Annotated in this window: 15 protein-coding genes and 2 tRNA genes; 7 read left to right on the top strand and 10 right to left on the bottom strand. The window is 74.0% G+C overall.

The window, feature by feature from the left end; genetic code table 11:
* The first annotated feature begins 106 nt into the window (after nt 1-106).
* The 4 genes from KKR89_RS11010 to KKR89_RS10995 all read left to right on the top strand — a co-directional run bounded on the left by KKR89_RS11010 (nt 107) and on the right by KKR89_RS10995 (nt 5336).
* The gene (locus KKR89_RS11010) at nt 107-1339 is read left to right on the top strand and encodes a sugar ABC transporter substrate-binding protein (protein WP_208195385.1); all 1233 of its coding nucleotides are present in this window, start codon (nt 107-109) and stop codon (nt 1337-1339) included.
* A gap of 119 nt (nt 1340-1458) precedes the next feature.
* The gene (locus tag KKR89_RS11005) at nt 1459-3102 is read left to right on the top strand and encodes an ABC transporter permease subunit (RefSeq protein WP_208195384.1); all 1644 of its coding nucleotides are present in this window, start codon (nt 1459-1461) and stop codon (nt 3100-3102) included.
* A gap of 1 nt (nt 3103) precedes the next feature.
* Nucleotides 3104-4012 (top strand): sugar ABC transporter permease, encoded by a 909-nt coding sequence (locus KKR89_RS11000; protein ID WP_208195383.1) that lies wholly within the window; start codon nt 3104-3106, stop codon nt 4010-4012.
* 34 nt (nt 4013-4046) lie between these two features.
* Entirely contained in the window at nt 4047-5336 is a 1290-nt protein-coding gene (locus KKR89_RS10995) for a deoxyguanosinetriphosphate triphosphohydrolase (RefSeq protein ID WP_214765487.1), read from the top strand.
* Nucleotides 5337-5360: 24 nt separating this feature from the next.
* On the opposite strand, the gene KKR89_RS10990 is transcribed toward KKR89_RS10995, so the two are convergent.
* A complete protein-coding gene (locus tag KKR89_RS10990; RefSeq protein WP_243882431.1) occupies nt 5361-5693 on the bottom strand; it encodes a YciI family protein in 333 nt (110 codons plus the stop codon).
* A 158-nt stretch (nt 5694-5851) separates the two neighbouring features.
* Here KKR89_RS10990 and dnaG point away from each other — a divergent pair, with 158 nt between their 5' ends.
* Complete coding sequence (dnaG, locus tag KKR89_RS10985) at nt 5852-7807, top strand: DNA primase (protein WP_208195380.1); 1956 nt, start codon at nt 5852-5854, stop codon at nt 7805-7807.
* 9 nt (nt 7808-7816) lie between these two features.
* Here the strand turns inward: dnaG and KKR89_RS10980 are convergent, their stop codons facing one another.
* Complete coding sequence (locus KKR89_RS10980; RefSeq protein WP_208195379.1) at nt 7817-8611, bottom strand: transglutaminase-like domain-containing protein; 795 nt, start codon at nt 8609-8611, stop codon at nt 7817-7819.
* Nucleotides 8612-8924: 313 nt separating this feature from the next.
* Nucleotides 8925-9329, bottom strand: coding sequence for a phage holin family protein (locus KKR89_RS10975; protein ID WP_208195378.1), 405 nt, complete (start codon nt 9327-9329; stop codon nt 8925-8927).
* 142 nt (nt 9330-9471) lie between these two features.
* On the opposite strand from KKR89_RS10975, the gene KKR89_RS10970 reads away from it, so the two are divergent.
* Both KKR89_RS10970 and KKR89_RS10965 read left to right on the top strand, forming a co-directional pair.
* Nucleotides 9472-9768, top strand: a complete 297-nt coding sequence (locus KKR89_RS10970) for a hypothetical protein (RefSeq protein ID WP_208195377.1) — start codon at nt 9472-9474, stop codon at nt 9766-9768.
* Between the two features lie 7 nt (nt 9769-9775).
* The gene (locus KKR89_RS10965; RefSeq protein WP_208195376.1) at nt 9776-10306 is read left to right on the top strand and encodes a metallophosphoesterase family protein; all 531 of its coding nucleotides are present in this window, start codon (nt 9776-9778) and stop codon (nt 10304-10306) included.
* A 68-nt stretch (nt 10307-10374) separates the two neighbouring features.
* On the opposite strand, the gene KKR89_RS10960 is transcribed toward KKR89_RS10965, so the two are convergent.
* From KKR89_RS10960 to KKR89_RS10930, 7 genes are all read right to left on the bottom strand, one after another.
* Nucleotides 10375-10447: transfer RNA gene (locus tag KKR89_RS10960), tRNA-Asn, on the bottom strand.
* Between the two features lie 80 nt (nt 10448-10527).
* Nucleotides 10528-11040, bottom strand: coding sequence for a hypothetical protein (locus KKR89_RS10955; protein WP_208195375.1), 513 nt, complete (start codon nt 11038-11040; stop codon nt 10528-10530).
* A gap of 44 nt (nt 11041-11084) precedes the next feature.
* Nucleotides 11085-11777, bottom strand: coding sequence for a phosphatase PAP2 family protein (locus tag KKR89_RS10950; RefSeq protein WP_208195374.1), 693 nt, complete (start codon nt 11775-11777; stop codon nt 11085-11087).
* A gap of 17 nt (nt 11778-11794) precedes the next feature.
* Entirely contained in the window at nt 11795-12523 is a 729-nt protein-coding gene (locus KKR89_RS10945) for a phosphatase PAP2 family protein (protein ID WP_208195373.1), read from the bottom strand.
* A gap of 84 nt (nt 12524-12607) precedes the next feature.
* Nucleotides 12608-12681: transfer RNA gene (locus KKR89_RS10940), tRNA-Ile, on the bottom strand.
* Nucleotides 12682-12685: 4 nt separating this feature from the next.
* Nucleotides 12686-13912 (bottom strand): RNA polymerase sigma factor, encoded by a 1227-nt coding sequence (locus KKR89_RS10935; RefSeq protein WP_208195372.1) that lies wholly within the window; start codon nt 13910-13912, stop codon nt 12686-12688.
* A complete protein-coding gene (locus KKR89_RS10930) occupies nt 13909-14286 on the bottom strand; it encodes a YciI family protein (protein ID WP_208195371.1) in 378 nt (125 codons plus the stop codon). The genes KKR89_RS10935 and KKR89_RS10930 overlap by 4 nt, the downstream gene beginning before the upstream one ends.
* Between the last annotated feature and the right edge of the window lie 20 nt (nt 14287-14306).

Raw genomic sequence — 14306 nt, 5'->3', positions numbered from 1 at the left:
CGTAACGATTTGCGGGGAGGGTCGCAACGCACCTAACGTCAAGAGCACGGGCCGATGGCGCACCACGCGACGTCGGCCACGGACGATCGACAACAGGAGACGAACGATGCGACGAGGCATCCCGGCCGCTGCGGTGACGCTCGGCCTCGCGCTGGCGCTCACGGCGTGCGGCGGTAACAGTGACGACACATCAGGCGACGCGACCTCCGAGCCCGCCTCGGGCGCCTCCGGGGACAGCCTCGTGGTCTGGGTCGACGAGACGCGCCAGGCAGCCGTCGAGGTGGCGGCCCAGGCGTTCGAGGACGAGAACGACGTGGACGTCGAGCTCGTGCTGAAGAACTTCGAGGACATCCGCACGGACTTCCTCGCCCAGGTCCCGACCGGCGAGGGCCCCGACCTGACGGTCGGTGCGCACGACTGGCTCGGCGAGCTGACGAGCAACGGGGTCGTCGCGCCCATCGAGCTGGGTGACAAGGCCGGTGACTTCATCGACGTGGCGGTCGAGGCGTTCTCGCAGGACGGGCAGGTGTACGGCCTGCCGTACGCGATCGAGAACGTGGCCCTCATCCGCAACACCGCGCTCGCCGCCGAGGCGCCGGCGACCTGGGACCAGGCCGTGGCCGCAGGGCAGGCCGCCGGTACGCAGTACCAGGTCCTCATCCAGACGACGCCCGAGGGTGACCCGTACACCTACTACCCGCTGCAGACGTCGTTCGGCGCCCCGGTCTTCGCCCAGAACGAGGACGGCACCTACACCTCCGAGCTCACCATGGGTGGCGCACCCGGCCAGGCGTTCGCGACCTGGCTGCAGGCGCAGGGCGCGGCAGGCGTGCTCTCGACCGACGTCACGTACGACATCGCGGTCGAGGCGTTCAAGAACGGCGAGGCGCCCTTCATCATCGGCGGGCCGTGGATGGTCGACCAGTTCGAGGCCCTCGAGCTCTCGATCGACCCGATCCCGTCCGCGGGCGGCGAGCCGGCGCTGCCGTTCGTCGGCGTGCAGGGCTTCTACGTCTCCGCGCAGAGCGACAACGCGCTGCTCGCGAACGACTTCCTCGTGAACTACATCGCGACGGATGAGGCCCAGCTCGCCCTCTACGAGGCCGGCAACCGGCCGCCCGCGCTGGCGTCCGCAGCCGAGGAGGCCTCGTCCGACCCCATCACCGCCGGCTTCCTGGCCGTCGGTGAAGAGGCGCTGCCGATGCCGTCCATCCCCGAGATGGGCTCCGTCTGGGCCTTCTGGGGCGTGACCGAGGCGAACATCATCTCGGGCGCGGCCGAGCCCGTCGCGGCCTGGGACAAGATGATCGCCGACATCCAGGGTGCGATCGGGTCCTGACCCGCACCGGTCGCACCGCGGGTCCGCCCGCGGTGCGACCGCCCGCTCGCCGGTCGCCTGCGCCCGGCGAACGACCTTCCCGGCGCCGACGCGCCGACCGACCGCACGGAAGGCGCGCGATGCCCAGCCAGCCCACCCTCACCGGCGACGCCACGGACCCCGCGGGGACCACGGGCGGCACGTCCGGGCCCCGGGGTCTCCCCGCACGCGATCGGGACCGTCCCGCACGCGGTCCCGTCCGTCCCGGCACGCTCGTCAAGATCGCGCTCATGGCGGTCGTCAACGCCCTGGGCGTCTTCGGCGTCCTGGCCGCGTGGCGCGAGGGCCACATGGGCATCCTCGCCTCGATGGTCGCGCTCGTCGTCGTCGCCGACTGGGTCTACTTCTCCAAGCGCACGCTGCCGCTGAAGTACATCCTGCCGGGCCTGGCCTTCCTGCTCGTCTACCAGGTGTACGTGGTGGGCTACACCGGCTGGGTCGCGTTCACCAACTACGGCGACGGTCACAACTCCACCAAGGAGCAGGCCGTCGAGGCGCTGCTGCTGCAGAACGAGCGCCGCGTCGAGGGCTCGCCGACGTACCCGCTGACCGTCGTCGACCGCGGTGGCGCGCTCGGGTTCGCGATCGTCGAGGACGGCGAGGCGATGGTCGGGACGGCGGACGACCCGCTGACCGAGGTGCCCGACGCGACCGTCGACGACGACCGCGTCACCGAGGTCCCCGGCGCCACCGTGCTGAGCCGCCAGGACATCCTGCGCCGGCAGTCGGAGGTCACGAGCCTGCGGGTGCCGGTGTCGGACGACCCGAACGACGGCTGGGTGCGCACGCAGGACGCCCGCACGGGCTTCCTCGCGACGCCGTCGCTCGAGTGGGACCCCGAGGCCGACACCATGACGGACGTCGCGACCGGCACCGTCTACGAGGCGACCTCCGACGGCTCGTTTCGCTCCGACGACGGTCAGCGTCTGAACGTCGGCTGGCGCGTCATGGTGGGCCTCGACAACTTCCGCACCGCGTTCGGGGACGAGCGGTACGCCCAGCCCTTCGTCAAGATCCTCGTGTGGACCTTCGCGTTCGCGATCCTGTCCGTGGTCTCGACGTTCCTGCTCGGCCTCTTCCTGGCCATCACCTTCAACGACCCGCGCGTGCGGGGCCGCAGGATCTACCGCACGCTGCTGATCTTCCCGTACGCGATCCCCGGCTTCCTCGCGGCTCTGCTGTGGTCCGGCATGCTCAACCGCTCGTACGGGTTCATCAACCAGGTGCTGCTCGGCGGTGCCGCCGTGCCCTGGCTGACGGACCCGTGGCTGGCCAAGCTCTCCGTGCTCGGGGTGAACCTGTGGCTGGGCTTCCCGTACATGTTCCTCATCTGCACCGGCGCGCTGCAGTCCCTGCCCGGCGACGTGCTCGAGGCGGCGAAGGTCGACGGTGCCAGCGCGTGGCGCACCTGGCGCTCGGTGACGCTGCCGCTGCTGCTCGTCGCGACGTCGCCGCTGCTCATCTCGTCGTTCGCCTTCAACTTCAACAACTTCACGCTCATCTACATGCTGACGGGCGGCGGTCCGCGGTTCGCCGACGCGTCCGTGCCGCTCGGGCACACCGACATCCTCATCTCGATGGTGTACTCCGTGTCCGGCCTGGACGGCACCGCGGCCAAGGACTACGGCCTGGCGAGCGCGCTGTCGATCGTCATCTTCCTCATCGTCGCGACGATCTCGGCGATCACCTTCAAGCGGACCAAGCAGTTCGAGGAGATCAGCTGACATGGTCACCACCGACGTCACCGCCTCGTCCAGCACCGCGCCCGGGCCCGACGAGCACCGCATGCCCCGGCGGCGGTGGTTCGCCGAGCTCGGCTGGCGCCACCTCGTGGGCGTCGTCGCGGTCGTCTACGCGCTGTTCCCGATCGTCTACGTGATCTCGGCGTCACTCTCCGAGGGCGGGACGCTCACCGGCTCCAACCAGCTGTTCGCGGAGGTCAGCACCTCGAACTACGAGGCGCTCGGCGGCACGCTGTTCTGGACGTGGCTGGGCAACTCGCTGCAGATCGCGATCGCGACGGGTGTCGGGACGGTCCTCATGGGCGCGGCTGCGGCGTACGCCTTCTCGCGGTTCCGGTTCACAGGGCGCCGCGTGGGCCTGACCGGGCTGCTCATCATCCAGATGTTCCCGCAGATGCTCGCGTTCGTCGCGATCTTCCTGCTGCTGATCGCGCTGGGCAACGTCGTGCCCTCGCTCGGCCTCAACAGCAAGCTCGCGTTGATCGCCGTGTACCTCGGCGGTGCCCTGGGCGTGAACACGTTCCTCATGTACGGGTTCTTCAACACCGTCCCGCGCGAGCTCGACGAGGCCGCCAAGATCGACGGCGCCACCCACGCCCAGACCTACTGGACCATCATCCTGCGGCTCGTGACACCGATCCTGGCCGTCGTCGCGCTGCTGTCGTTCATCAGCACGTTCGGCGAATTCATCATCGCCCGGCTCGTGCTGCAGTCGGAGCGCAACTGGACCGTCGCCGTCGGGCTGTACGGCTGGGTCTCGGCCCTGCTCGAGGCGAACTGGGGGCTCTTCGCCGCCGGCGCCGTCATCTCGGCGCTGCCCGTCCTGGTGCTCTTCCTGTTCCTGCAGAAGTACATCGTCGGCGGGCTCACGGCCGGCGCCGTCAAGGGGTGAGCACCGCACGCGCGTCCCGCTCTACCCTGGGCACGTGACCGCACTCGACCACATCGCGCCCGACGTCGACGGGTACGCCGACGCCGACCGGGAGCGCTGGGTCGCCGAGGGCGAGAAGTCGCGCGAGCGCACCCCGTTCGAGCGAGACCGGGCGCGCATCGTGCACTCCTCGGCCCTGCGCCGCCTCGGCGCCAAGACGCAGGTGCTCGGGCCGTCGTCGGACGACTTCGTCCGCACGCGCCTGACGCACACCCTCGAGGTCGCGCAGGTGGGCCGCGAGCTCGGCAAGGCGCTGGGCTGCGACCCCGACGTCGTGGACACCGCGTGCCTCGCGCACGACCTCGGGCACCCGCCTTTCGGGCACAACGGCGAGCGTGCGCTCGCGGAGCTCGCGCGGGGCATCGGGGGGTTCGAGGGCAACGCGCAGACCCTGCGCCTGCTGACGCGGCTCGACCCGAAGGTCGTCGCGCCGGACGGGACCTCGGTGGGTCTGAACCTCACGCGCGCGAGCCTCGACGCCTCCGTGAAGTACCCGTGGCGGTACGGGCAGGGACCGATCAGCCCCGCCAGCGGACGTCCCACGCACAAGTTCGGCGTGTACGAGGACGACCTGCCGGTCTTCACCTGGCTGCGGGCAGAGGCACCTGATGGTCGCAAGTGCCTCGAGTCGCAGGTCATGGACCTCGCCGACGACATCTCCTACTCCGTGCACGACGTCGAGGACGCCGTCGTCGGCGGGCGCCTCGACCTCGGCGTGCTCACCCGGCCCGACGAGCGTGCGCGCGTCGTCGAGGCCGTGGACACCTGGTACGGCGCGCAGGTGACCGCCGACGAGCTGTCCGCCGCGATGGACCGGCTCGTGGCCGCGCGGCTGTGGGAGCGCGGGTTCGACGGGTCGCGCCGCGCGCTCGCGGTGCTCAAGGACGCCACCAGCCAGCTCATCGGCCGGTTCGCCAAGGCCGCGCAGCAGGCGACGCGGGCGCGCTACGGTGACGGACCCCTCACGCGGTACGCGGCCGAGCTCGTCGTCCCGCACGAGACGCTCGCCGAGATCCTCGTCCTCAAGGGACTGGCCGTCGCGTACGTCATGGCCCCGCGCGAGCTCGAGCCGCTCTACCAGCGCCAGCGCGAGATCCTCACGGACCTCGTCGAGGTGCTGGCCGACCGCGGCGAGGAGGCCCTCGAGCCGCCGTTCGCCGTCGACTGGCGCGCGGCCGACGACGACGCGCAGCGGCTGCGCGTCGTCGTCGACCAGGTCGCCTCCCTCACGGACGTCTCGGCGGTCGTCGCCCACACGAGGCTCGTCCACCCGCCGCGCCACTGACCCGGCAGCGCGGCGGCAGGGCCGTCAGTCGCCCGCGTCCAGCGGCCAGACGGGTCGGACCTCGACCCGGCCGGCGCGCGCCATGGGGTGCGCCGCGGCGATCGCGACCGCCGCGTCGAGGTCGGGCGCCTCGATGACGTCGTAGCCGGCGATCTGCTCGCGCGTCTCCGCGAACGGGCCGTCCGTCAGCACGACCTCGTCGCCGCGCCGCCGCACGGTCGTCGCCGCCTCGACCGGCCGCAGCCGGTCGCCGTTCTTCCACGCGCCGCGCGCGTCCACGTCGGCGCCCCACTGCTCGATCGTCAGGTCCCCGGGCGCGGCGTCCTCGCCGTCGGGGTCGGTGCAGATGAAGAGCATGTACTCCACGTCGTCCTCCTCGTGCCTCGCGGGCGTCGGCCACCCGTCACCCCCCTGACGCGCGGCCGGAGTGACATTCGACATCATGCGGGCCGCCGACCTGCGGCGTGGCGCCGACGCGCCCCGGGACCGGCGCGCGGACGCCTAGACTCACGCCCGTGGCCGGACGGATTCTGCGGGAGGACGTGGAGGCCGTCCGCGAGCGTCTCCGCATCGAGGAGGTCGTCGGTGCGCACGTCGCGCTGCGGCCCGCGGGCGTCGGCTCGCTGAAGGGGCTGTGCCCCTTCCACGACGAGCGTTCGCCGTCGTTCCACGTCCGCCCGCAGGTGGGCCGGTACCACTGCTTCGGGTGCGGCGAGGGCGGCGACGTCATCGCGTTCGTGCAGAAGGTCGATGGCCTGGGCTTCACGGACGCCGTCGAGTACCTCGCGTCGCGCGCGGGCATGCAGCTGCGGTACGAGGAGGGCGGCGGACCCTCGCGGCCCGGCGAGGAGCCCGGCAGGCGTCGTCGCCTGCTGGACGCGCACCGCATCAGCGAGGAGTTCTTCCGCGAGCAGCTCGTCTCCCCGGAGGCCGCGGTGGCGCGCGCGTTCCTCGCCGAGCGCGGGTTCGACCGGTCCGCGGCAGACGACTTCGGCGTCGGCTTCGCCCCCCAGGGCTGGGACTCGCTGCTGCGGCACCTGCGCGGGCGCGGCTTCACCGAGGCCGAGCTGACGGCGTCCGGGCTCGTGAGCCAGGGCGCGCGCGGCATCTACGACCGGTTCCGCGGGCGCCTGGTGTGGCCGATCCGCGAGGTCACGGGCGAGACGGTCGGCTTCGGCGCGCGCCGGCTCCTCGACGACGACAACGGCCCCAAGTACCTCAACACCCCCGAGACTCCGCTGTACCGCAAGTCGCACGTGCTCTACGGCATCGACCTCGCCAAGCGGGAGATCTCCCGCGAGAAGCAGGTGGTCGTGGTCGAGGGCTACACCGACGTCATGGCGATGCACCTCTCCGGCGTCCGGACCGCGGTCGCGACCTGCGGGACGGCCTTCGGCCCGGAGCACGCGCGGATCGTGCGTCGGCTCGTGGGGGACTCCGGGGGAGCAGGCGGCGTGCAGCTGGCGGGCGGGTCGTCGGTGGGCGGTGCGATCGTCTTCACGTTCGACGGTGACGCGGCGGGCCAGAAGGCGGCGTTGCGCGCGTTCGGCGAGGACCAGGCGTTCAACGCCCAGACGTTCGTGGCGGTCGAGCCCTCGGGCATGGACCCGTGCGAGCTGCGGCAGGAGCGCGGTCCCGACGCCGTGCGAGCCCTGGTGGCGTCGCGGCAGCCGCTGTTCGAGTTCGTCATCCGCTCGACGCTCGCGGCGCACGACCTGACGACGGCCGAGGGACGCGTCGGTGCGCTGCGCGCCACCGCACCCGTGGTCGCCGGCATCCGGGACTCGGCGCTGCGGCCCGAGTACGAGCGGCTCCTGGCCGGGTGGCTCGGCATGGACGACGTGGGCGGCGTGCGGCGCACCGTCGCCGACGCCGCGCGTCGCGGGTCGCGGCCGACCTCCCGTCCCGGCGACCGCGACGGCGCACGGCGCCCCGCGCCGGCGGACGACGCCACGACGCCCGCGCCGATGCCGCGCATGTCCGCCCCCGACCGACGCGACCCCGTCGCGCAGGTCGAGCGCACGGCGCTCGAGGTCGTGCTGCAGCACCCCACCCTCGTGCCGCCGGAGTTCGACGCGCTCGCGCCCGACGCGTGCACCGCACCGGCGTACCGCGCGGTGCACGAGGCCGTGCGGGCGGCCGGGGGCCTCACGACCGCGGGCGAGCTCGTCGCGCAGGGTGGCGAGTCCGCGTGGGTCGGCGCCGTCATCGAGGCGGCCGCCGAGCCCGTGCAGGCCCTGCTCACCGAGCTGGCGGTCGCGCCGCTGCCGGAGGACCGTCCCGACGCGCTGCCGGCGTACGTGCGCGGTGTGGTGATGCGGCTGGTCGACGTCGGCCTCACGCGCCGGGTCGCCGACGTGCGCGGGCGCCTGCAGCGGCTGGGTGCTGACGCCGACCCCGTCGAGCAGCGCAGCCTCCTGGGCGAGCTCCTCGAGCTCGAGGCCCAGCGCCGCACCCTGCGGCCCGCCTGACGCCCCGGGTCAGCGCAGCGCGACCAGCCCGCTGCCGTCGTCCGGTGCCCGCATGTCGCTGACGGCCGTGACCGTCATGGACCGCAGCCGCAGGCTCCCGCCGTAGTACGACAGGAACGCGGTGTCGGTCGCGTCGCGGCCGGTGGCGATGCGCAGCAGCGACGCGCGCGGCGCCAGGCCCGTGGCGTCGACGACGTACCAGGCGCCGTCGACGTACGCCTCGGCCACGGCGTGGAAGTCCATCGGCTTGAGCCCGGGGGCGTAGGCGGACGCGAGGCGCGCCGGCACGTCGCAGGCGCGCAGGAGCGCCACGACCAGGTGCGCGAAGTCGCGGCACACGCCGCGCCGCTTGAGCAGCGTGTCGGTCGCACCGTCCGTCGGCAGGCTCGCGCCGGGCAGGTAGGTGACGTGCTTGCCCACCCAGGTCACCACGGCGTCGAGGAGGTCCGCACCCGTCAGGCCGCGGAACTGGTCCCGCGCGAACGCCAGCAGCCGGTCGGAGTCCGCGTACCGGCTGGGGCGGCGGTACTCGACGAGGTCGACGTCCTCGACCGGGGGAGGGCCCGCCTGCCCCGTGACGGTCGCCTGGTAGTCCACGACGACACGGCCCGCCGGCGCGAGGATCCGGTGCATGCGTCCGCCGTGCGGCGTCTTGATCTCCAGCACGTCGAGCGGGTCGTCGTCGGTGCGCGCGAGCAGCAGCTCGGTGCGTTCGAACGGCCCCTCCGCGACGGCCACGGAGAGCAGCAGCTCGAGGGGCGCGTGGACGTCGAGCGAGAGGTGGGCAGCCACGGAGCGCAGCACGGACGACGCATCCTTCCCCGGCCAGGACGGGCCGGACGACGGGTGGTGACAGGGGACGGTGACGCGACGAGCACGTGCGGGGAACGCGGGGTCGACGGCTCGTCCGCGGGCCGGACGACGACGTCGACGGGTCGGCGGACGAGGGCACGGCGAAGCGGGGGTGAGGCGGGGAGAGGGTCCCGGGGCGAGCGGGATGAGGCAAGTGTGAGGCTCATGAGGACGTTCGTCCAGCCCCTCCGCCGGTTGCTACGTCCTTGCAGGTCAGAGCGCTGTTATCGCATCACGGGACGGGGCTGCGATGCGCCGTCGGCGCTCAGTGCGGGGCGGGCCGTGCCGTGGCGCGGCCCGCCCGCTCGTCCCGCAGCAGGAGCCGGGGCAGCAGCAAGGTCGCGAGCGCCGTCACGACCCACACGACGACCGTCGCGAGCACCCACGCCGCGACGCCGCTGATCCGCAGGCCGCCGGTCAGGAGGCGGGCGAGCAGGAGGGCGACGAACGTCGACACCAGGCCGATGCCGCCGAGGAACGCCGGCGCGTACCTGCTGGTGATCCGCAGGACGAGGGGCGCCAGCAGCGACTGTGCGAGGGCGAACACGACGACCGTGACGACGAAGCCGGACGCGGTCACCGTGACGCCGTCCACCAGGGCGGACGCGACGAGCAGGCCGAGCGCGGCCGAGCCGAGGAAGATCAGCGCGCGCAGCAGCAGCCGGACCATGAGGTCACCGTAGACCCGGTGCCCGGGGGCGGCGAGAGGTGCGCAGGACGCCGACGCCGTCACGTGGTGGGGTCGCGCGCCGCGTGCCACGCTGGGACGCGCCGCCGGGCCGGAGCCGTGCGGCGGGAAGGAGGGGACACACGTGCCGCAACGTCTCACCGCCGCCAACGTCGCCGCGTCGAGCACGTGGACCGACCCCGACGGCGTCCGCCGCCCCGCAGGTGACGTGCACGCCTGGGTGCCGGGCAAGAACCAGACGGTCTGCGGGCTCGCGCTGAGCCGCTCCTCCCTCGCGCGCTTCCCGCACGTCGCGTGGCACGAGGCCCTGCCCGAGTCCGGACCCCACGCCGACGCCGTGCAGCACGTGTGCCCGCGGTGCCGCGCCGCGCTGCGGCCGCGGCCCGACGGCGTCGACCGGCGCGCGTTCCGGCGCCCGTGAGGCGTCCGTGAGCCGGGCCGACCCCGTCCGGGTCGTCGCGGTCGCCGACACCCACGTCCCGGCCCGCGCGCGCGACCTGCCGGCGGTCCTGTGGGACGCGATCGACGCCGCGGACCTCGTCGTGCACGCGGGGGACTGGGTGACCACCGACCTGCTCGACCGGCTCGAGGAGCGCGCGACCCGGCTGCTGGCCTGCCACGGCAACAACGACCCGCCCGCACTCGCGTCCCGCGTCCCCGAGGTGGCCCGGGCGGTCGTGGCGGGGGTGCGGCTCGGCGTCGTGCACGAGACGGGTGGAGCGACCGGGCGCGAGCGGCGCTGCGACGAACGTCACGCCGACCTGGACCTGCTCGTCTTCGGGCACAGCCACATCCCGTGGGACTCGGTGACCCCGCGGGGCCTGCGGCTGCTCAACCCCGGCTCGCCGACCGACCGCCGCCGGCAGCCCGCGTGCACGTACCTGACGTTCACGCTGCACGCCGGCGCGGTGCGGGACGTCGAGCTGCACCGTCTGCCGCCGCGCACGCCGGCCACCTGAGCAGCGCGTCCGCACAGCACGAAGGCCCCCGGCCCGCTCTGACGCGGGACGGAGGCCTCGTTCGACTGCTCCCCCGACTGGACTCGAACCAGTAACCCTTCGATTAACAGTCGAATGCTCTGCCAATTGAGCTACGGGGGATCGTGCGGCAAAACCCTAGCAGGCTCCCGGGGGTGCCTGGCGACACGTCGCCGACCCGCACGCCGTCCCCCCGACCGACGTCACGTGGCCAGGCCGGCCTCGGCGCGCACCCGTGCCTCCGCGTCGGCGACGACGCGTGCGGCGGCGGGGTCCGTGAGGTCCACGGTGCCGTCGCCGATGACCTGCGTGAACAGGTCGCCGTGCTCGTCGCGGCGCAGCGCGACCCGCACGGACGTGCGCGCGCCGGGGACCGTGACGTGCTCCACGTGGACCACCGACTGCTGCACGCGCTCGCGGAACGACTGCACGAGGTCCCATGCGTGGTCGTCGGTCGCGAGGACGAGCTCCGTGCGGGCTCCGCTGACCCAGTGCACCGTGAGCGTGCGGGTCTGGTCGTCGAGCGAGCCGCGGTCCACGTCGGCCCACGGGGTGCGCACGGCACCGCCGTCACCGACGACGTGCAGCGCGCGGCGCGTCGTGACCGCCCACCGCCCGTCGTCGAGGGGAGCGCTCGCGAGGATCGCGTCGCCTCGCAGGTCGAGCGCACGTCGCGCAGGTTCGGGCAGCCGGTGCCGCCGGGAGAAGAGGGCCACGTCACCACGGTAGCCGCGCACCGCGGCCCCGCGGACCGGCCGGCTCATCGGCTCGGCGCGCGCCGCCGGACGTGGTTCCACGCGAGGACGGCGCACGTGGCGCCGTTGAGGAAGCCCACGATCACGTCGGTCGCCGAGTGCATGCCGCGGTAGGTCCGTGCCACGCCGACCGCCACGGGCACGAGCACGCACATCACCGTGGCCGCCCAGCGCGCCACGGGGTTCTCGATGCGCTGCGCCGTGAAGGCGAGCGTGAGGTAGAAGGCCGTGGCCGCGCCCGTGTGACCGCTGGGGAAGCTGGAGGTCGGCGGGGCGTGGTCGAGGTGCTCGACCTGCGGGCGCTCGCGCCCCACGACGAGCGCGGCGGTGAGGAAGATCGCGGCCTGGACGGCCACCGCCAGACCCGGCACCACCGCGAACCACCACTGCCGGGTGCGCCACCACGCGACGGCCATCGCCACGACGCACGCGCCGATGAGGAACTCCGTCTGCCCGATCGCTGACAGCACCGTCGTCACGGCATCGAGCGTCGGTGTGCGCCACGCCACGAACGACTCGTTGACGCCCGCCTCGGCCGGCAGGCCGCCCAGCGGTCCCGTGATGAGCAGCCCCAGACCCACGACGAGGCACCACAGCACGCCCGCGGGCAGCAGCACCCGACGGACCAGGTCGTGACGCGCATGCTGCGGCGAGGGTCGCCGGTCGTCGATCTCGTAGCGGTGCCAGAAGGCGTGCACGACGCGTCCTCCGTCGGTCAGGGGGTCGGGGGATCAGGGGGCGGGGGTCCCGCGGTGCGCGGGTCGCCGGGCGCAGCGGACGGCGGCTCGTCGGGTGCGTCGCGTCGCCAGCCGACGTAGGACGCGCCGGCGATCGCGAGACCGAGCAGGATCCCGGCCAGGACGTCGGACGGGTAGTGCACCCCCAGCAGGACGCGGTCCGCCGCGGTGAGCACGACGAGCGCACCGGCGGTCACCGGCACCAGGACCCGACCCACCAGGCCCAGCAGGGGCCACACCAGCACGGTGAGGGCCACGGCGACGACGGTGGTGTTGGCGGCGTGACCGGAGGGGAAGCTCCAGCCCGGGGCGTGCGCGACGGCGTCGTCGATGACCGGCCGCGCGCGCTGCACGAGCCCCTTGGCAGCGAGCTGCAGCACCCAGCCGACGGCGACCGTGCCGGCCGCCCACACAGCCCGGTCGCGCAGCCCGTGCCGGCGCCACGCCCACACGCAGACCACCGGCACCACCAGGAGGTCGACCCACCGCGCGGAGAACGCCTCCTGCCACGCGACCAGCAGCCAGCGCAGCGCACGCGACGCACGCGTGACGTCGGTGGCGGCGCGCACCGTGTCCTCGTCGAACCGCATGACAGCACCCCAGCCACCGCGCACCGCCACGGCCAGGGCGATCACCGGCAGCACCACGGCGGACCCGAACGCCGCGGCGCGTACGAGCGCACGGCGTGGCGTGCGGGGGGCGGGCATGGCGAGACCCTAGGGGTGCACGGCCTGGGCTGCACCCGGACGGCGTCGCGGCGGTCCCGCGGCCGTCCGCGCAGGTCGCAGAGGTGGGCCAGGTGGGGCTTGAACCCACGACCGACGGATTATGAGTCCGCTGCTCTGACCGACTGAGCTACTGGCCCCTGATCAGGTGGAGGTTACCGGAGGGCTTCCCGCGTCTGCGGCCTCCCGCGCACGACCGAGCAGGTGGGCGCGCACGTCGACGTCGTCCGCGAGGTCGGCCGCGCGTCGGTAGGCCGCCGCCGCGTCGTCGTGGTGGCCGTTGCCGGCGAGCAGTGCCGCGCGCGTGGCCCACCAGGGCTGGAACGCCGGGACCGGCTCGGGCGGGAGCGCGGCGAACCCCGCGTCCGGGCCGTCGGTCCGGCCGACGACCGCCGCGAGGGCGACCCGCGCGCCGAGGCTCGGGGCCACGGCGTCGAGCGCGAGGTACAGCAGCCGCAGCGCCGACCAGTCGGTGACGCCCGTGCGCCGCCGGTCGCAGTGCACGGCCTGGATCGCGGCCTCCAGCCGGAACCGGCCCGGCACGCCCGGCCCCTCGGCCCGGCGCAGGTACGCCTCGCCCTCGGCGAGAAGGTCGCCGCGCCAGGCCGTCGCGTCCTGCTCGTCCAGCGGGACGAACGGGCCCGTGCTGCGCCGCGCGAGCGCGAACGTCACGAGCGCCGCGAGCCCCCACGCCTCGGGGTCGTCCTCCAGGAGCGTCGCGAGCACGACCGCGAGGTGCTGCGCCTCACCCGCCAGGCCCCGACCGTCCTGGCGCCACGTCGCGGCAGCGGCCCCGTAGACGGCCTCGAGGACCGCCGGGAGGCGCTCGACCAGCACGGACCGGTCGGGCACGGCGAAGGGGACCCGGGCCGTGGCGATGCGCCGCTTGGCCCGCACGAGGCGCTGTGCCATCGTCGCGGGCGGCACCGAGAACAGCCGGGCGACCTGCGCGGCCTGCAGGCCCAGGACCGTCTGCAGCATCAGCGGGGTGCGGACCTCCGGCGCGATCGCGGGGTGCGCGCACACGAGGAGCAGGGCCAACCGCCGGTCGGGGATCGCGTCCGGGTCGAGGTCGGCGAGGGGGTCGGTCGTCGCGGTGGCGGCGGTGTCGTCCAGCGGGACGGACGTCCGGTGCGCGGCGGAGCGCCAGACGTCACGGACGCGGTGCCGGGCGACGGTGAGCAGCCAGCCGTCGGGGTTGCGCGGCACGCCGGCGGACGGCCAGGTGCGCAGCGCCTGCTCGAACGCCGTCGAGAGCGCGTCCTGCGCGAGCGCCACGTCGCCCGCGGCCGCCGCGAGCAGGGCCAGCAGGCGGCCGTACGAGTCCCGGGCGGCGCGCTCGGCCGCCGCCCGGGCCTCGTCCGTGCTCACGCGCTGGGGACCCAGGAGCCGTCGACCGTGTGCAGCGCGCCGGGACGCACCTCGACGGGGCCCCACTGCACCGACGGCGCCCGCCGGGCCCAGTCCAGCGCCGCGTCGAGGTCGGGGACGTCGATGACGAACGTTCCCCCGAGCTGCTCCTTGGTGTCGGCGAACGGTCCGTCCTGCACCTGCAGGACGCCGTCCACGGACCGCACGGTGGTGGTCGCCACGGACGGCTGCAGCACCTCGGCGCCGACGAGGACGCCCGCGGCCTGCAGCGTCGCGGCGTAGGCGGTGAAGGCCCGCTGCCCGTACGCGATCCCCTCGGGCCCGAGCTCCTCGGGGGTCAGCTCCGGGTAGTGCAGCAGCAGCGTGTAGCGCATGGCGTCCTCCTGCGGACGTG

Origin of the sequence: Cellulomonas dongxiuzhuiae (assembly GCF_018623035.1) — a bacterium.
Taxonomy (GTDB): Bacteria; Actinomycetota; Actinomycetes; order Actinomycetales; family Cellulomonadaceae; genus Cellulomonas; species Cellulomonas dongxiuzhuiae.
Note: the sequence above shows the minus strand (reverse complement) of the source record. Positions and strands in the feature narration are given on the sequence as shown.